5 protein-coding genes (1 of these 5 only partly in view) are annotated in these 19,737 nt (G+C 74.8%); all 5 read right to left on the reverse strand.

Translation table 11 applies throughout. From position 1 onward, the window contains the following. On the reverse strand, window positions 1-14,412 hold the 5' portion of the coding sequence (locus MTQ01_RS18900; RefSeq protein ID WP_247491840.1) for a non-ribosomal peptide synthetase. Its footprint begins 3,354 nt before the window's first position; the window shows 14,412 of its 17,766 coding nt (coding positions 1-14,412); its start codon is at window positions 14,410-14,412; its stop codon lies beyond the left edge, outside the window. A gap of 282 nt (window positions 14,413-14,694) precedes the next feature. Next, window positions 14,695-16,785 carry a multicopper oxidase family protein gene (locus MTQ01_RS18905; RefSeq protein WP_247491842.1) on the reverse strand — a complete coding sequence of 697 codons (2,091 nt, stop codon included), beginning with the start codon at window positions 16,783-16,785 and terminating at the stop codon, window positions 14,695-14,697. After that, entirely contained in the window at window positions 16,782-17,000 is a 219-nt protein-coding gene (locus MTQ01_RS18910) for an MbtH family protein (protein WP_247491844.1), read from the reverse strand. Before MTQ01_RS18910 ends, MTQ01_RS18905 begins: the two co-directional genes overlap by 4 nt. A gap of 308 nt (window positions 17,001-17,308) precedes the next feature. After that, window positions 17,309-18,460, reverse strand: a complete 1,152-nt coding sequence (locus tag MTQ01_RS18915) for an iron chelate uptake ABC transporter family permease subunit (RefSeq protein ID WP_247491846.1) — start codon at window positions 18,458-18,460, stop codon at window positions 17,309-17,311. Continuing rightward, window positions 18,457-19,500 carry an iron ABC transporter permease gene (locus tag MTQ01_RS18920; protein WP_247491847.1) on the reverse strand — a complete coding sequence of 348 codons (1,044 nt, stop codon included), beginning with the start codon at window positions 19,498-19,500 and terminating at the stop codon, window positions 18,457-18,459. The genes MTQ01_RS18915 and MTQ01_RS18920 overlap by 4 nt, the downstream gene beginning before the upstream one ends. Window positions 19,501-19,737: the final 237 nt, after the last annotated feature.

Genomic DNA, 19,737 nt, shown 5'->3' on the forward strand with positions numbered 1-19,737 from the left:
CGCGGCGGGTCCGGTGCGCAGCGCGGGCAGTGCCTCGCGTTCGCCGGCGGTCAGCGGGTCGAGGGCCGCGAGCGGGAGTTCGGGTGCCTCGACCAGGGTGCGCAGCGTTTCGCGCACCCGTTCGCACAGCAGCGCCGCCTGTGCGGCGGTGACCGCGCGGGGCCGGTGGGAGACGCGCAGGGTCAGTTCGCGGCCGGGCACGGCGACGAAGGTGACCGGGTAGTGCGTGGCGTCCCAGCCGTCCACGCCGCTGAGTCCGAGGCCCGCGGCCTCTCCCAGCCGGGACGGGCTCTCGGCCGGGTAGTTCTCCAGCGCCGTGAGGGTGTCGAAGAGCGGCCCGCGGCCGACTGTGCGCTGGATGTCCGCAAGCCCCAGGTGCTGGTGCGGCAGCAGCGCCGTCGACTCGTCCTGGACGCGTTCGAGCAGCGCGCGCAGGCTCTCGCGGGGCCGCAGCACCACCCGTACGGGCACGGTGTTCACGAAGAGTCCGACCATCGCGTCCGCGGACTCCACCTCCGCGGGGCGGCCGGAGACCACGGTGCCAAACACCAGGTCGCGGCGACCGGTCAGCGAGCCGAGCACGAGCGCCCAGGCGGTGCGCAGCAGCGTGGCCAGCGTCAGCTCGTGCCGACGTGCGAACTCGCCCAGCGCACCGGTGAGTTCGGCGTCCAGCCGCAGCGTGTGCTGCTCCGGCAGCTCCGGTTCGCCGCGGTCCCCGGGCACCAGGCGGGTGGGTTCCTCGACGCCCTCCAGCGCCGTGCGCCAGGCGGCCGTGGCGGCGTCGCGGTCGCGGTCGGCGAGCCAGCGCAGATAGGACGGGTAGTGCGGCGCCGGGGGCAGCGCCGCACCGCCGTACGCGTACAGCAGCTCGCGCACCAGCAGCGGCATCGACCAGCCGTCGAGCACCAGGTGGTGACCGGTCAGCACCAGTTCGGCGGCCTGCGGCCCGGTGCGCAGCAGTACGGCGCGCAGCAGCGGGGGTGCGCCGAGGTCGAAGCGCTGTACGCGTTCGTCCTCGATCCGGCGGCGCAACCGGCGTTCTCGGTCCCGGGGCTTGCGGCGGGCGAGGTCGACCTCCTCGAAGGCGGGTTCGACGTCGTGCATCGCCCGTTGGCGGTGGCCGTCCGCGTCGGCGGTGAAGGCGGTGCGCAGCGGGGCGTGCCGGTCCATGACGGTCCGCAGCGCCGCCCGCAGGCGGGCACCGTCCACGTCGCCGGTGAGGTGGAGCACCGCCTGCACCTGGTAGACGTCCAGGGCTGCGTCCGGCTCCTGTGCCCCCGGCGCGCCCTCGTCGGTGGCGTACCGGGAGAGGAAGAACAGGCCCTCCTGGAGCGGGGTGAGCGGCCAGGGCCCGTCCTCGTCCTGCCCGGCGGCCGGGGCCGGGGCCGGGGCGGCGGAGCGCTCGGCGACCGCGAGCAGGCCGGCGACCGTCTTGCGGCGGAAGACGTCCTGCGGGGTGAACCGCAGGCCCGACTTCCGTGCGGCGGAGACCAGTTGGATGGACAGGATGCTGTCGCCGCCCAGCGCGAAGAAGCTGTCGTGCGCTCCCACCCGGTCGGCTCCCAGCAGCTCGGCGACGAGACCGGCGAGCAGTTCCTCCTCGGGGCCGGACGGCGCGGTCCAGGGCTCCTCGGAGCGCAGGACGGGCGCGGGGAGCGCCGCGCGGTCGAGCTTTCCGTTGGCGGTGGTGGGGAGTTCGGCGAGCGCGATCAGCGCGGTGGGCACCATGTGGGCCGGAAGCCGTTCGGCCAGATGCTCCGGAAGCCCCTCGGGGACGGCCGGTTCGGCGTTTGCGCCGGCTCCGCGCGGCACCACGTGCGCCACCAGGTGCTCGGCCCCGGTGGACTGCTCGCGATGGACGACCACGGCGCTGTGCAGTACGGCGGGGTGGTCCTCCAGCACGGCGCGTATCTCTCCGGGTTCGACGCGCTGGCCGCGCAGCTTGACCTGGTCGTCGACTCGGCCGAGGTGTTCGAGCACCCCGTCCCGCCGCAGCCGCGCGAGGTCTCCGGTGCGGTAGAGCCGGGAGCCGGGCGGGCCCCACGGGTCGGCGGTGAAGCGTTCGGCGGTCTGGGCCGGACGCCCGAAGTAGCCGAGCGCCAGCTGTGTTCCGGCGAGGTAGAGCTCGCCCGGGACTCCCGGCGGCGCCGGCCGCAGGCGGTCGTCGAGCACCAGCGTCCGGGTGTTCCACACCGGTCGGCCGATCGGCACCCGGCCGGCGTCGACGTCCTGCCGGGTCACGGTGTGCGCGGTGACGTCCACCGCGGCCTCGGTGGGACCGTACAGATTCTCCACCCGCACGTGCGGGGCCGGCTTCCACAGGGCCGCCACGGCCGCGGCCGGCAGCGTCTCGCCGCTGCACAGCACCCGGCGCAGGGTCGCGCAGTCCTCGGTGGTGGCGACAGCGGTGAAGGCGGTCAGCATCGAGGGCACGAAGTGCACGGTGGTGACGCGGTGTCGACGCACCAGCGCCGCGAGGGCGGCCGGGTCGCGGTGGTCCTGCGGGCCGGCCACGACGAGCACGGCACCGGACAGCAGCGGCCAGAACAGCTCCCACACCGAGACGTCGAAACCGGCCGGGGTCTTCAGCAGCACCCGGTCCGAGGCCGACAGCCGATGGCGGTCCTGGGCCCAGCGCAGGCGGTTGACGATCGCCGCGTGGCTCACGGCCACGCCCTTGGGCCGGCCGGTGGACCCCGAGGTGAAGAGCAGATAGGCGGGGTCCTCGGGCCGCGGTCCGACCGGGCGGGCGGAGGCCGCGGGCACCCGGTCGGCGGCGGGGTCGAGGTGCTGGAGCCGCCGCTCGGGGTCGAGCGTGCGGGTGTCGGCCGGTGCGCCCATCAGCACCCGGGCGCCGGAGTCGGCGAGCAGCGCCGCGTTGCGCACGAGCGGCTGCTCGGGGTCGATCGGGAGGTACGCGGCGCCGGCCCGCTGCACGGCGTGCAGCGCGAGCACCAGCTCGGCGGAGCGAGGCAGCGCCACCGCGACCACGCTGCCGCGTCCCGCGCCGCACTCGGCGAGCAGACCGGCGAGCCGGTCGGCCTCGGTGTCGAACTCGGCGCAGGTCCAGCTGCGTTCGCCCGCGCGCAGCGCCTCGGCCTCCGGGGTGCGGGCGCACTGGGCGCGCACCAGCTCGGGCAGCGTGGCGGGCTCCTCGTGGACCGCGGGGCCCGTGGCCTCGCGCAGCACCCTGCCGCGCTCGGACTCCTCCAGCACCGGAGCCGAGCCGATCGGGCGGTCGGGGTGGGCGCACAGCCAGTTGAGCAGCAGGGTGAACCGGCGGCCGAGGGCCTGCGCGGTCGCCCGGTCGAAGAGCGCGGTGCGGTGGTTGAGCGCCGCACGGAGCCCGTCGGTGCCGGCGCGTTCGACCACCGCGAGGGTGAGGTCGAACTTGGCGCCGCGGGTCTCCACCAGCTCCACCCCGGCGGCGCCGTCGGACGTGGCGGCGATCAGGGCTCCGTCCGCCGACTCGCCCGCGGCGGGCTCGCGCTGGTGCACCAGGGCGACCTGGAAGAGCGGGTGCCGGGAGAGGGAGCGTTCGGGGGCGAGCGCGTCCACCAGCTGCTCGAAGGGCAGTTCGGCGTGGTCGAACGCCTCCAGGTCCCGGGCGCGCACCCGTTCGAGGAGTTCGCGGAAGGTCGGGTCGCCGGAGGTGTCGGTGCGCAGCACCACGGTGTTGGCCACCAGGCCGACGACGTCCGCCAGCGCCGGGGCGACGCGTGCGCTGACCACGGTGCCGATCGGCAGGTCGGTGCCTGCTCCGTGGGCGGTCAGCAGGGCGCCCAGGGCCGCCTGGAGCGTCATGAACAGGGTGGCACCGCTCTCCTCGGCGAGGCGGGCGGCTGCCCGGTGCACGGCCGCGGGGACCGTGAACTCGGCCGAGTCGCCCCGCTGGTCGACCTCCTCGGGCCGGGGCCGGTCCAGCGGCAGCGCGATCTCGGCCGGCGCCCCCGCCAGCGCGGCGCGCCAGTGCGCGAGCAACTGCTCCTGCGCGGCGTCCAGATGGCGCCGCTGCCAGAGCGTGTAATCGGCGTACTGGAGCGGGTCGCCGGGCGCGGTCGCGGTGCCGGTGCGCACCGCCGACCCGTAGAGCGCTTCGAGGTCGCGCACGAGCGGGCCCGTGGACCACTCGTCGAAGGCGAGGTGGTGCAGCACCAGCAGCAGGCTGCGCCGTGCGGTGGCCGGTTCGGTCAACAGGTGGGCGCGCAGCGGCGGTTCGGTCTCCAGGTCGAACTCGTCGGCGGCCAGTGCGCGAGCGAGGTCGCGGACGTCCTGTCCGGCGCTCACCTCGTGCGGGTGCACCGTCGGCGCGAAGGAGGGCAGGACGACCTGTGCCGGCCGGCCCTCGTGCTCGGGGTGGACGGTCCGCAGGATCTCGTGCCTGCCGGTCAGCGCCGCGAGCGCCGTCGTCAGCGCCGCGGTGTCGACGGTGTCCCCCAGCCGCAGCAGCAGCGGCACCGTGTAGGTGGGCGCGGAACCGGCGAGCCGGTGCAGGAACCAGAGCCTGGCCTGTGCGGGAGCGAGCGGCAGCGGGTCGGGCCGCTGCACGGCGCGGGTGAGCGGGGGCGGTACGGGCCGCCGGTCGCGCTCGGCCTCCAGGAGCCGCTCGGCCAGTGCGCCGACGGTGCGCGCCTCGAAGAGCGTGCGCACCCCCACGTCCGCTCCGAACCGCTCGCGCACCAGCCCCGCGAGGCGGGTGACGAGCAGCGAGTGGCCGCCTAGCGCGAAGAAGTCGTCGTCGGGGCCGACCGGTCCGCAGCCGAGCACCCGTTGGTAGAGCTCGGCGAGCACCCGCTCGTTCTCGGTGCGGGGTGCTCGGCCGCCGGTGGTCCCGGTGCGTTCGGGCAGCGGGAGCCTGCCGCGGTCGAGCTTGCCGTTCGCCGTCAGCGGGAGGGTCTCCAGCGCGACGAAGGCGGTGGGCACCATGTGGTCGGGCAGCGCGTCCGCGCAGGCCCGGCGCAGCGCGGGGCCGTCCGGCCCGCCCACGGTGTAGGCGACCAGGCCGGGTCCGGTCGGCAGGTCCTCGCGCAGGACGACGGCCGCCTGGGTGGCGCCGTGGGCGCCGAGCACGGCCTCGATCTCGCCGGGTTCCACCCGGAAGCCGCGCAGCGAGATCTGGCTGTCGGCACGTCCCAGATAGTGCAGCCGGCCGCCGCGGGACCAGCGCGCCAGGTCGCCGCTGCGGTACATCCGGGTTCCGGGCGCACCGAACGGGTCGGCGACGAAGCGCTCGGCGGTCAGGCCGTGGCGGTCGCGGTAGCCGCGTGCCAGTCCCGGCCCGGCGACGTACAGCTCGCCGGTGACTCCCGGCGGGACCGGGCGCAGTGCGGCGTCGAGCACGTACAGCGCCAGGTCCGGCAGGGCGCGTCCGACGGGCGAGACGCCCAGCGCCTCGGCCTCGCGCACCGTGCCGGTGGTGAGCTCGAACTCGGTGACGTGCACGGTGGTCTCGGTGATGCCGTACATGTTCAGCAGTCGCGGCGCACCGGGCCGTCCCAGCCAGGGCAGCACGGTGGCGGGGTCCAGGGCCTCGCCGCCGAAGACGATCCAGCGCAGCTCGGGCGCAGGGCCGGGCGAACCGGGCGCGGCAAGCGCTTCGGTGAGCTGCCGGAAGGCGGCCGGGGTCTGGTTGAGCACGGTGACCCGCTCGGTGTGCAGCAGCGCCAGCAACTCCGGCGCGGAGCGGGTGGTTTCGCGGTCGACCACGACCAGTCGGCCGCCGTGCAGCAGCGCGCCCCACATCTCCCAGACGGAGAAGTCGAACGCCTGCGAGTGGCACAGGGTCCACACGTCCCGCTCGCCGAAGGCGAAGCGTTCGGCGGTGGCGTCGAAGAGCCGGGCGAGGTTGCGGCGGGTGACGACCACGCCCTTGGGCCGGCCGGTGGAGCCGGAGGTGTAGATGAGGTAGGCGGCGTTCTCGGGGCTCACGGGCGCCCGGAGTTCGTCCTCGCGCAGCGGGCCGTCGGGGTGGCTCTCCGCCGTCCGCGCCCCGCCGGTGGCGGTGGCGGCTTCGGTGGCGGCCCCGGTACCGGTGGCGGCTTCGGTTCCGGTGGCGGCCGAGGTGGCGGAGGAGCCGTCGGAGTCCAGGATCAGCAGCGGCAGTCCCTCGGGCACGGCCGCGGCGGTGACGGGGTCGGCCACCACCAGCGCGGGAGCGGCGTCGGCCAGGATCTCGGCGATCCGCCGCGCCGGCTGTGCGGCGTCGACCGGCACATAGGCGGCACCGGACTTGGCCGTGGCCAGCACCGCTTCGACCAGCGCGGTCGAACGCCCGACCAGCAGGGCGATCCGCTCCTCGGGCCCGGCGCCGCGGGCGATCATCCGGCGGGCGAGCACATTGCTGCGCCGCTCCAACTCCCCGTAGGTCACGGTGGTCGTGCCGTGGGTGAGGGCCGGCGCCTGCGGCCGGGCGGCGGCACGGGCGGCGAAGCGCTCCACCGGGTCGGGCGCCGCGGCGGGCGCGCTGCCGTCGGGGTTCCACTCGCGCAGCAGGGTGCGGCGCTCCCCCGGCAGCAGTACGCCCAGTTCGCGGAGCCGGGCGCCCGGCTCCGCGACGGCCTGCGCCAGCAGCCGGGTCAGGCGCTCGGCGAACTCGGCGGCGGTCGACTCCTCGAAGAGGTCGGCGCTGTAGTTGACCGCGCCGTCCAGGGCCCCGGTGTCCAGGTGGTCGGTGAAACCGACGACGAGGTCGAACTTGGCAGTGGGGGTCTGCCTCAGCTCCAGCTCGGCGTGCACGCCGGGCACCTCGAACGGCGGTGCGGTGCGGTTCTGGTGGGTCAGCATCACCTGGAAGAGCGGATTGGCCGCCGAACGGGCGGGGTTGAGCTCCTCGACCACCTTCTCGAAGGGCACCTCGGCGTGGTCGAAGGCGTCCAGGTCCACCGCGCGCACGCGTTCCAGCAGTTCGCGGAAGGAGGGGTCGCCGCTCAGATCGGTGCGCAGCACCAGTGTGTTGACGAAGAAGCCGACCAGCGGCTCGGTGCTCGGCCCGCGGCCGGCCGTCGGCACACCCAGCGGGATGTCCTCGCCCGCGCCGAGCCCGTGCAGCAGCGTCACCAGCGCGGCCTGCGCCACCATGAACGGGGTGACACCCGCTTCGCGGGCCAACTGCCGCACGCCTTCGGCGACTTCGCCGGGCACGGTGAAGGGGACATAGCCTCCCCGGCCACTGGGCCTCGCGGGGCGGGGGCGGTCCGCCGGAAGCCTCAGCTCCGCGGGTGCGCCCGCCAGGACCTCGCGCCAGTGGGCGAGCTCGTGCGCGTGGTGGCCGCCGTCGGCGAGTTCTGCGCACCAGCGCGCGTAGTCGGCGTAGTCGACCGGCAGCGGGGCGAAGTCCGGGCGCTCGCCGCTGCGGCGCGCGCGGTGCGCGGTGGCCAGATCGGTGAGCAGCGGTCCCGCCGACCACTCGTCGCCCGCGATGTGGTGGAGCAGCAGGAGCACGGTGACGGTGCCCGGGGCGCGCAGGACCGTGATGCGCAGGGGCGGTTCGACGGCCAGATCGAAGGGAGTTCGGCTGAGCCGGTCCAGCAGGGCGGCACTGTCCGCGCCGGCGTCCTCGTGCACCTCCACCGGCGCGCCGCGGGTGAGCACGCGCTGGTACGGCACACCCTCCGCCTCCGGGAAGACCGTGCGCAGCACCTCGTGCCGCTCCACCAGGTCCTCGCAGGCGGCGAGCAGCGCGTCGAGGTCCACCTCGCCGGTGAGGGTGAGCACGAAGGGAAGCAGGTACGCGTCCGGCGCGGGGAGCTGTTGCGACTGCGATCCGGCCTGCTCCCGGCGGAACCGGTCGAGGAACCACAGCCTGGACTGCGCGGGCGAGAGCGGCGGACGCCCCGGGCGGGGTCCGCGCACCAGCGGCGGCAGTTGGCCGGCGGAGGAGGCCGTCCGGGCCGCCAGACCGGCCACCGTCGGGCTGTCGAAGATCTGTCGCACGCTCGGGGCGTGGCCGAGCACCGAGGCGGCGCGGCCCGCGAGCCGGGCCGCGAGCAGCGAGTGTCCGCCGAGTGCGAAGAAGTCGTCCTCGGCGCCGACTGTCTCCACGCCGAGCAGTTCGGCGAAGAGCGCGGCGAGCAGTTCCTCGCGCTGGCCCTGCGGTGCACGGCCGGCCGCGGGTGCGGCGGCGCGCGGTGCGGGCAGCGCCGCACGGTCGAGCTTGCCGTTGGGCGTGAGCGGCAGTGCGTCCAGCGGCACGCAGAAGGCCGGCACCAGGTACTCGGGCAGTCGTGCGGTCAGCGACTCGCGGACCTCGCGGGCGGCCGCCTCCCGAGCCGCCCCCTCACCGGGCAGCCCGACGAGGTAGGCGACCAACTGCGGTGCGGGCGCGCCCGGTTCGTGCCTCGCGAGGACCGCGGCGTCCGTCACCCTCGGGTCCTCCCTGAGCACGGCGGCGACCTCGCCGGGCTCGACGCGGTGGCCGCGGATCTTCACCTGGTGGTCGGCGCGGCCGAGGATCTCCAGGGTGCCGTCGGGACGGCGGCGGGCCATGTCGCCCGTGCGGTAGAGACGTGCGCCGGGCGGGCCGAAGGGGTCGGCGACGAAGCGCTCGGCGGTCGCGCCGGGGCGGCCGAGGTAGCCCAGCGCCAACCCGTCGCCGGCCAGGTGGAGTTCGGCTGCCACCCCGTCGGCGACCGGGGCGAGCCCCGGCCCCAGCAGCCGGGCCCGGGTGTTCCACAGCGGCTCCCCGATGTGCGGGGCGTGCGAGGCGTCCGCGTCCAGCGCCGCCACCGTCGACCAGATGGTGGTCTCGGTCGGGCCGTAGAGATTGACGAGTTCGGCGCCGCACTCGTTCAACCGCCGCGCCAGGTCCGGCGGCAGGGGCTCGCCGCCCGCCAGCGCGAGCACTCCGCGCAGCGTCTGCGGCGCGGAGTCGACCAGGGCCCGCCACAGCGACGGGGTCGCCTGGACGACGGTGGCGCGCGACGAGGTGAGCCGGGCCGCGAGCAGCGCCGGATCCAGTACCTCCTCGCGGTCGGCGAGGATCACGGTGCCGCCGGTGATCAGCGGCAGGAAGAGTTCCAGCACCGCGATGTCGAAGCCGACCGTGGTCACCGCGAGCAGCCGCTCCCGTCCGCGGAACTCCAGCTCCTCGGCGAGGCAGAGCAGGAAGTTGACCACCGCGTGCTCGGTGACCACCACGCCCTTGGGGCGACCGGTGGAGCCGGAGGTGTGGATCACGTACGCGGGCCGGTCGGGGTGTCCTGCGGGCGCGGGCGGGAGCGGACGGCAGCGCTCCACCGCCGCGGCGGTGCGCGGATCGTCCAGCAGCACGGTGCGGTCCGCCGGTGCGTCGGCCTCCGTCGACTCCAGCGCACGGGAGGTGGCGAGGTCGGTCACCAGCAGCGCCGGGTCGGCGTCGGCGAGCAGCAGCCGGATCCGGGCGGCGGGGAAGTCCGGGTCGACGGGCAGATAGGCCGCGCCGGTGCGGCCGACCGCGAGCAGGGCGACGAGCAGTTCGGGGCCGCGCGGCAGCGACACGCCCACCAGAGTGCCGGGGCCGGCTCCGCGCTCGGCCAGCAGCCGGGCGAGGCGTGCGGAACGGTCGTCCAACTCGCGGTAGCTGTACCGGGTTTCGCCCCGAACCAGGGCGGTGCGGTCAGGGGTGCGGGCGGCCTGTTCGGCGCAGAGCAGCGCGGTGCGGGTGCGCGGTACGGGGTGCGCGACGGCGCGTACGGCTTCGTCCTCCCGCGCGCGCTGGGCCGGCGTGCGCAGATCGGCCTCGGCCACCGGGCGTTCCGGCGAGCCGACGACGTGCTCCAGCATCCGCAGATAGGCGGCGGCGAACGCGTCGGCGGCCTCGTCGTCCCACAGTGCGGCGCGGTACTCCAGGCTTCCGGTGACGCCGCCGGCCGCGTGCTCGGTCAGGGTGCACTGGAGGTCGAACTTGGCAGCTCCGGTGGACACCAGCCGCGGTCTGCCGACCTGACCGGGCAGCACCGGTGTGTCGCCGAACTCCTCGCGGACCGCGAAGAGCACCTGGAAGAGCGGCGTCACCCCGGGCCGCCTGGCCGGGTTCAGCTCCGCCACCACCCGCTCGAAGGGGATCTCCTGGTGGGCGAGCGCGCCGAGGTCGTCCTCGCGGACGCGCTCCAGCAGCGTGTGGAAGTCGGGCGTGCCGGACAGGTCGGTGCGCAGCACCAGGGTGTTGATGAACAGGCCCACGCTCTCGCGCAGCGCCTGGTCCTCGCGTCCGGCGACCGGGGCGCCGAGCACGATGTCCTCGCCGCAGCCCAGTTGGGCGAGGGTCGCGGCGAACGCGGCGTGCAGCACCATGAAGTGGCTGGTGCGGCTGCGCAGAGCGAGGTCCGAGACCCGTGCGCACAGCGCCGGCGGGAGGGCGAAGTCCGCGGTGCGCGCCGCGCCTCCCGCCTCCTCGGGACGGTCCGCCGCCCACGGCAGGTCCAGGTGCTCGGGGGCACCGGACAGACGCTCCCGCCAGTACGCCGCCTGGTCGCGCTCCACCTGTGCGGAGTTGCGGTGCTGCCAGAGGGTGTAGTCGGCGTAGTCGACCGGCAGGGGCTCCCGGTCAGGGCCGCGGCCGGCTGTTCGGGCCTCGTACGCCGCGGCCAGATCGCGCAGCAGGACGGGGAGCGACCACTCGTCGCCCGCGATGTGGTGGAGCACCAGCAGGAGCGTGTGCACGGCGGTGCCGCCGGCCTCCGCGGACGCCGCGTCGGAGCCGGTGTCGGTGTCGGAGACCGGGCCGGAGTCGGGTCGTGAGCCGGTGTCGGGCGAGAAGAGTGCGAGGCGCAGGGGCGCCCGGGACTCCAGTGCGAAGGGACGTACCGCCTCCTGTCGCACCGCGTCGGCGCGTTGCGCGGGGTCGGCGGCCACCTGGGGCGACAGGGTGTGCACCGTGATCTCCGGTCGGGCGAGTTCCACCGGCAGCACCTGCTGGTGCGCCTGGCCGTCCTCGCTGGGGAAGACCGTGCGCAGCACCTGGTGGCGCTCCAGCAGATCGTCCAACGCCCGGCGCAGCGCGGGCAGTTCGGGGGCCCGAGCCAGATCCACCGCGAGCGGGACGTGGTAGGAGCCGTCGGACCGCTCGGCGGTGTGGTGCAGGAACCACAGCCGCTGCTGCTGCGAGGAGAGCGGCAGCCGGGCGGGACGTGCCAGGCGCCGCAGCGGCGGGCGGGCGGCGGACGCCCGCTCCACGCGCGGCGCGAGGCCGGCGGCGGTCGGCAGGTCGAAGAGGGCGCGCACTGGCAGTTCGACACCGGCTGCCGCGCGCAGTGCGGTCACCAGCCGGGCGGCGGTCAGCGAGTCGCCGCCGAGCAGGAAGAAGTCCTCGCCGGCGCCCACCTCCGGGCGGCCCAGCACCTCGGCGAAGAGTCGGCACAGGAGCGCCTCGGTGGCGGTCGCGGGCGCGCCGGGTTCGCGCGGCGACGCGGTGGTCGCGGGGTCCGGGAGCGCGGACCGGTCGATCTTCCCGTTCGGGGTGCGGGGCAGTTCGGGCAGTTGGACGAAGGCCGCGGGCACCAGGTGACGGGGCAGCCGCGCGGTGAGGTGCGCACGGAGTTCCGCGATGTCGGCGGTGCCCGTGTGGTGGGCGACCAGCACGTGCTCCCCGCCGGGCGACGGCCGTGCCACCACCGCGGCCTCGCGCACGTCCGGGTGTTCCGTCAACGCGGCCTCGATCTCGCCGGGTTCGACCCGGTGGCCGCGGATCTTCACCTGCTGGTCGGCGCGTCCGACGATCTCCAGGGTGCCGTCCGCACGGAGCCTGGCGAGGTCGCCGGTGCGGTAGAGGCGGGAGCCGGGCGGACCGTAGGGGTCGGCGACGAAGCGTTCGGCGGTCAGCGCCGCACGGCCGAGGTAGCCGTGCGCGACTCCGTCGCCGGCCAGGTGCACTTCGCCGAGGGCGCCGGTCGGCAGCGGTGCGAGGGTGCGGTCGAGCACATGGACACGGGTGCGGCGCACCGGGCGGCCCGCGTGCGGGGGCTGGTGCCCGTCCAGTACGGCGGCGGTGGACCAGATCGTGGTCTCGGTGGGCCCGTAGAGGTTGACCAGTCCGGCGCCGAGGGCCGCGAGGGTGCGGCTCAGGTCCGGCGGCAGCGCCTCGCCGCCGCTGATCACCACGGTGCCCCGCAGGTCCTCGGGCCCGGCCACCTCGGCAAGCACCCGCCACAGCGAGGGGGTCGCCTGCATCAGCGTGGGGCCGGTCGCACGCACCAGCGCGGCGAGCGCGAAGGGGTCGCGGACCTGTGCGGTGTCGGCCAGCACGACCGTGCCGCCGTGGTGCAGCGGGAGGAAGAGCTCCAGCGCGGCGATGTCGAAGGAGACGGTCGTGACGGCGAGCAGCCGCTCGTGCGGCGCGGGTCGGAGCACGGCGGCCATCGCCGCGAGGAAGTTGGCGAGCGCACCGCGCGGAACCACGACGCCCTTGGGCAGCCCGGTGGAGCCCGAGGTGTAGATGACGTACGCGGGGTCGGCCGGGTGGTGCGCGCCGGGCGCGCCCGAGTCGGCCGCGGCGCCGTCCGCGGTCCGGTCGGGACTGTGTGCGTCGTCGGTGCGCACGGTGTTGTCGTGCGGCGGGCGGTCGGTCGCGCCCTGCGGGTCGCGGTCGGCCGCGCCGTCCGGGCCCACGGTCAGCACCGGCGGTGCGGGCGCCCAACGGGCGGCGCGCTCGCGGCTGTCGGTGACCAGCAGCACGGGGTCGCTGTCGGTGAGCATGTGGCGCAGCCGCGGCGCGGGGTAGTCGGGGTCGAGCGGCACATAGCCGGCGCCGGTTCGGGCGACGGCGAGCAGAGCGATCGGCAGCGCTTCGGTGCGCGGCAGCGCGACGGCGACCAGCCGGCCCCGCCGGGCGCCCCGGTCCCGCAGCACGGCGGCCAGTCGGCTGACACGTTCGTCCAACTCCCGGTAGTCCAGGCTTCGTTCGCCGCAGCGCAGGGCGACCGCCCGCGGTGTGCGCCGCACCTGGGCGGCGAATCCGTCCACCAGGTCGGGAGCCGGCGTCTCCTCGGCACCCGCCTCGGGAGCGGCGAGCGAGAGGGCCAGCCGCTCCTCCTCGGGGGTCGCGGTGCGCAGCGCGGCGACCGGCTGCCGCGGGTCGGCGTCGGCCAGACGGACCAGCAGCGCGGCGAACCGGGCGGCGTGCACGGCGGTTTCGGCCGCGCCGTACAGCTCGGGGTTGGCGTCGACGGTCAGTTCCAGTCCGCCGGCGCCGCCCGTTCCGGTGTCCTGCGTCCGGGCGGTGAGGTTGACGGTGAGATCCTCCACCGCGCCCGCGGCGAGGTAGTGCGTGGTGGCGGTGCACTCTCCGAAGGAGAGCTCGGCCGGGAAGGGCTTGATGTTGAGCTGCGGGCCGACCAGGCGGCGGCCGGAGCCGAACAGCCCCAGATCGCGCCGGAGTTGTTCGCCGCGGTAGCGCTGGTGTCGGCGCTGGCGCCGCATCCGGCGGACGACGTCCCGCAGCAGTTCCTCCAGCGGCCGGTCCTCGCGGACCACGACACGCAGCGGGAGGACGTTGACGGCGGTGAGCGGCGTACGGGTCAGGGAGCTGCCGGACCGGTTGGTGACCGGCATGCCGAGCACCGCCTCGGAGGTCTGGGCGTGCCGGGCCAGGTAGAGCGCCCAGGCAGCCGTTACCGCCTCCGGCCAGGTCGCCCTCGCCCGGTCGGCGAGCGCCGCGAGCCGGGTGGCGAGGTCCGGCGGCAGGTCGGCTGCGGCACGGTGGAAGGTGTGGGCGGTGCCGGTGGTCTGGGTCGCGGCGAGGGTCGCCGGGCGCGGCCGGTCGGCCAGCTCCTGGTGCCAGAACTCCGCGTCCCGGTGCGGCTGTTCGGAGTCCTGGTAGGCGGCGTCGGCGGCGAGCGCCTCGGCCAGCGTGCCGAACCACGCCGCAGGTGCGGGCACACGGGCGGTACGGGCCCGGTACAGCTCGGCGACCCGCTCGGCGAACCGGGCGAATCCGTAGCCGTCCAACAGGATGTGGTGGGCACGGTGGTACCAGAGTGTGCGGTCGTCCGCGACGCGCAGCAGCGCGTGGCGCTGGAGCCGGCCGTCCAGCAGGTCGACGGCGGTGGTTCGGTCGGCGGTCATCCAGCGCAGTGCGGCGGACCGCGGCTGCGTCTCGCCGCGCAGGTCGACCTGTTCGGGCGCCGACGGCGCCAGCGCGCCCGGCACCTGGCGGACCAGCGCGGCCTCGTCCGGGTGGTCGGCGTCCCGGCCGCCCGTCGCCGCCCCGCGCGCTGCGCCGCTTCCGCCGGCGGTCTCCAGCACGAACCGCGCGGTGAGTCCTTCGCACTCGCCGACGGCTTCCGTGATCGCCCGGGCAAGCGCGTCCCGGTCCAGCGGCCCGGTCAACTCGACGTACTCGGCGGCGAGATAGACCGGGTTCGCGGGGTCCAGCCGCTGCGCGGACCACAGTCCGCGCTGCGCCGCGGTGAGCGGTGAGCGGTCGCGGTGGATGCGCATGCTGGTCTCCCGTCGAGGGACTCCGCGGGGAGTCCGGTGGTCGTGTGCCACAGGTCGTGTCACGGGTGTCCACGCCCGTACCCGGCCGGTGCAGGGCAGGGTTCGGCGGGCGCGCGACCGGAATCGCGCGCCTGCTGTCGGCGCGGTGGTGGTGCGGTGGGTTGGCGGTGCGGTGGGCGGCGTCGCGGTGGGCGCGCGGCGCGGAGGGCGGGCGGGCTGCCCGGCGGCGAGCCCCCGGCCGCGGCGGACCGAGGGCTCACGGGCTGCCGGGCAGCCCTCCCGTCAGTGGGCGTGCCCTCCGGCGTCCGGTTTGCCCGCTCCGCTCTGCTGCTTGCCTCCGGCGCCGGCGTGGTGCCCGCCGCCGTGGTCGTGGCCCATCGCCTCCGCGATGGCGAGGACTTCCTTCGGCTGCACGACGAAGGGCCGCATCATCATCATGTCCTCGTGCTCGTAGATGTGGCAGTGGTGCATGAAGCGCCCCGGCGGAGCGTCGAACTCGGCCGCCACCGTGATGAGTTGGGCCGGATGCAGCGCGATGACGTCCTTGGGTCCGCGCTCGGCCGCCGTCAGCTCTCCCTGCTCGGCGCGCTTGAGCGGCTTGCTGGTGCCGGCGCCGTAGCCGCCGCCGTCCAACTCGAAGTATTCGAACGCCTCGACGTCGTAGACGTCCCTGCGCAGTCCCTGGAACGCCACCGCGTGGATGTGCATCGGGTGCGGGTACGCACCGGGCGACTTCTCCAGGCTCAGGAAGCGCCAGCGCTCCGTCGACCCGGAGGGCACCGTGAAGCGGACCGGGTCCTCGAAGCTGGAGGCGACCCGTTTGAAGGTGCGCACCTTCCCCTTCTCGTCCTCGAACTGGACGATGCCGTCGATCGGCAGCTTCCCCTCGGGAGCGTCGACCTCCTCCATCTCCCACAGTTCGGGGTCCTTGGGGTAGACGGGGGTGACGACGACCAGGCGCTCGGCGCCCGCCTCGGCCTTCGCGGCGGGAATCGACTCGAAGGTGCGCGAGAGCGTCTTCGGCGGGGTGAAACCACCGCCCTCGGCACGCGATCCGACGCGGAACTCCATCATGTCCGGACGGGCACCCGGCTCGGGAAGGTCGTTGACCAGCCGCAGCCTGCGACCGCGGAAGCGACTGAAGTCGATCAGCAGATCGGCACGCTCCCCCGGTGTGAGCGGCACACCCGCGGTGACCGGGTCGGGCCGCGGCAGCAGGCCGGCGTCCGTGCCGATCAGGGTGAACGCCTCGGCGGGGATCTCCTCGCCGTCCTCGTCGAGGACCTTGAGCAGATACGGCCTGTTGTTGGCCGCGTTGAGCGCGCGGAAGCGGTACCAGCCCGCTTCCACCTCCAGATGGGGCCAGATCACGCCGTTGACCAGGGTGAAGGGCCCGGTGAAGGGCCGCACCAGCTCGTAGGGGTCGTCGGCCACGACGATGCCCTTGTACAGCAGGTCGCCGGTGAACTCGCCCTCGGAGTCCAGGTCCAGGTTGCGGTCGAAGAACACCAGCGGGATCTCGCGGTCGCCGGAGGGCAGCCGCAGCCGGTCCTCGTCCTCGTCGCGGATCAGGTAGCTGCCGGCACCGAGCCCGGCCATCACGTTGAGATGGGTGATGTGCATGGCGTGGTCGTGGTACCAGAGACCGCCCGCCGCCTGCTCGTTGGGGTATTCGGCGAGCTGGGAGGCGCCCGGCAGGACCGCGTTCTCCGCCCAGCCGTCGTTGCCGCCCCCGGTGACGGCGCCGTGCAGGTGGACCACGGCCCACGGCGGCAGCGCCGCGACGTCCTTGCGCGCCGGCGCCCCCTCACGGCCCGGCCGGTCCCACATCAGCGGGAGGTCGGGGTCCAGCTCGAAGGGGACGCGGATCGCGGGCAGCGGGAAGTCGCCGCGCAGCTCGTTCTCCCACGCGATGCGCAGCCGCCGGCCGCTGCGGGCCTCGATGGTCGGCCCGGTGTGGCCGCCCTCGTAGGTCCACAGGCGGGTGGCGGGCAGGCTGCGGTGCAGCTTGACCCGGGCCTCCTTCATCGCGACCGTCAACTCGCCCTTGCGGGCCCGCAGTCGCTTCGGCACGGGCAGCGGGTCGAGGAAGGGCTTGATGCGCTCGGCAGCCTTCGCGGCCGCGCCGGCGGCCGACTTCGCCGCCCGGGTGCCCTCGCGGGAGACGTCCCGCTCCAGGGCCGGAAGCTTCTCCAGCGGGGTGCCCAGCGCCAGCGTCATCGCGTCCGGTCGCTGCGGCAGTGCCGCCGCGCGTCCGCCGCCCGCGGTCAGGCTGATGCCGGTCCCCAGGACGAGACCGCCGCCGACCACACCGGCGCCCGCGAGGAAGCCGCGTCTGCCCAGCATGTCGCGCAGCCTTGAGGTCTCTGTCATGACGAGCTGTTCGCCATGCTCTCGATCAGAGACTTGGGCCGCATGTCGGTCCAGTTCTGCTCGACGTACTCCAGGCAGGCCTGGCGGGTGTCCTCCGGGTGTGCCACGGTCCAGCCGGCGGGCACCTCGGCGAACGACGGCCACAGCGAGTGCTGGTTCTCGTCGTTCACCAGCACCAGATAGGTGCCGTCTTCGTCCTCGAACGGATTGGTCACAAGATCCTCCTTCAAGTTAGGCAAGGCTAACCTCAGAATCCCGTTGCGGGCAATACCCGTCCCGACCGCTCCCCCGCCCCGCCACGGGACGTCAACTCTGTTGTCGGGCATGGCGGTTGAAGTGGTGTCCAGCCGGGACAAGAACGGTCATCGGCCCGCGCACCGGACGCCGTGGCGCGGGGAACGCGGGCCGAGGGGAACACGGGCCGAGGGGCGCAGATGCAGATGCGGGGCGGGGTGGAGTTCGCCGCACGGCCCAGCACGGGCCCGCACCACCCAGTACGACCCCGCACGGCCCCGCGGTGCCCTCAGGCCCGCCCGGAGCCCCGCCGCTTGAAGAGCACCCAGGCGAGATAGGCACCGCCGAGGACCGCCGTCGTGACGCCGACCGGCAGCAGGTTGTTGCGCTGCGAGTCGTCGACCAGATTCACGAAGCCGATCCGGTCGTCCAACCACACCAGCCCGGCGAAGAACTGACTGGAGGCCAGATGCGCCGCGGACAGCAGCGCGGCACCGGTCGTCCCGGCCGCGAGCAGACTCACACCGGGGCTGCGGCACAGGAGCCCGGCGATCTGCGGCGCCGCCAGCGCGACGAACGGGATCGGCCCCGCGCTCGCCACCGCGACGCCGCACAGCCCGATCCCCAGGACCGTCAGCGCGATCCGTGAACGGTTGGTCTCCACGCCGAGCCCGACGGCCAACTCGTCGCCCAGCTCCAGCATCCGCAGGCGCCGGCCGAGCAGCAGCGCGGGCGGCAACAGCACCACCAGCGCCACCGCCATCAGCTCCACCGAGGACCAGCCGCGCCCGTTCAGCGTGCCCACCAGCCAGATGTGCGCGTTCTGGGCGTCGTTGAGGCTGGAGCGGGTCAGCAGATAGGAGTTGACCGAGTTCAGCATCGCGGTGCAGCCCAGGCCGATCAGCACCAGCCGTACGCCGTGCACACCGCCCCTGCTGGCGAGCAGGAAGACCAGCACCGCCGTCACCAGACCGCCGAGGATCGCCCCGGTGGCAACGGCACCGGCGGCTCCCCCGAAGGTGACGATCACCAGGATCGCCCCGGTCGCCGCACCGCTGTTGAAGCCGATCACGTCCGGACTGGCCAGCGGATTGCGGGAGAGCGACTGGAAGATCGCCCCGGAGACACCGAGCGCACCGCCGACCATGATCGCCAGCAGGGCCTGCGGCAACCGCTCCTCGTTGACGAAGTGCACCGCGAGCCGGTCGCCGGTGCCGTGGAAGAGCGCTTCGGCCACCTCTCCCGGAGCCACCGCGTACGCGCCGACGCACAGACTGACCGCCAGCAGCAGCGCGGCCAGCACCAGCGCCGCGACGCTGACCGAGACCGTTCTGCGGTGCAGGCGGAAGCTCAGGCGCTCCCCCCAGAGCCGAACCGGACGCGCGCCAGCACTCGGCCGCACCTGCTCCCGCTCCTCGGGGCGGATCCCGGTCGCCGTCACAGCGATATCTCCTTGCGTCGGCGCACCATGGCGATGAAGACCGGAGCCCCGATCAGCGCGGTCACCGCGCCGACCTCGAGCTCGTCGCCCGGCAGCACCACTCGTCCGACGATGTCGGAGGCGAGCAGCAGCACCGGGGCGAGCAGCATCGAGTACGGCAGCACCCAGCGCAGATCGGGCCCGGTCAACCAGCGTGCCACCAGCGGCACGACCAGCCCGACGAAGCCGATCGGTCCGGCCGCCGCCGTCGCCGCGCCGCACAGCAGCGTCACCGCGACCACGGAGGCGATCCGGGTACGGGCGATGTGCGCGCCCAGCGCCTCCCCCAACTCCTCGCCGAGACCCAGTGCGTTGAGCGGACGAGCGAGCAGCAGCGCGATCACCAGACCCACCACCACGAACGGCAGCAGATCCATCACCAGCGCGGGCTCCCGGCCGGCGAGCGAGCCGATCATCCAGAACCGCATGTAGTCGTAGGTCGCCGAGTCGAAGACCGTCAGCCCGGCGATGACACCGCCCAGACTGGCGCTGACGGCCGCTCCGGCCAACGCCAGCCGGACCGGCGTCGGCCCGGCCCGCCCGGAGGCGCCGAGCACGTAGACGATCACCGTCGTGAGCGCGGCGCCCACGAAGGAGAACCACACCAGTGAGGCGAAGCCGGCCATGCCCAGCACCCCGATGCCGAAGACGACCGCGGCCGAGGCGCCCGCGTTGACCCCGAGCAGCCCCGGGTCGGCGAGCGGGTTGCGGGTCACCGCCTGCATCACCGCGCCGGCCGTTCCCAGCGCGGCACCCACCATCAGCCCCACCAGGGTGCGCGGCAGGCGCAGTTCGCGCACGACACCGGTGGCGTACGAGCCGTCGTCGGACCAGATCGCCGACCACACCTGGCCGAAGGAGGTGTCCCTGGTGCCGATCCAGGTGCTGAGCACCACCAGCAGCACCAGCAGTGCGCCGAGCACCAGCAGTCCGCCGCCGCGCAGCGCGAGGCGGGAGCGGGTGGGCCTGCCCACCGCCACCGGATCGGGGTTCGGGTCCACGGCAGACGCGGCAGCGCCGCCGGGCGGTGTCCGTACGCCCTTCACCGGAGGCCGGACGACGGGACGGGGGCGCAGGGGCGCGCCGAACCGACGGAGGCGGCCGTCCGCGGCCTCCCGGAGGCGGCACCGCCGGGCCGATCCCCGTACGCACCGTTCGGCGTCGTCCGCACGGCGCGGGCCCTCCCGCGCCCGGTGGCCGAACACAACACGCTCATCCCGCTTCCTCCCGCTCGCCGC

The organism is Streptomyces sp. XM4193 (genome assembly GCF_023072595.1).
In the GTDB taxonomy this organism is placed as follows: domain Bacteria; phylum Actinomycetota; class Actinomycetes; order Streptomycetales; family Streptomycetaceae; genus Streptomyces.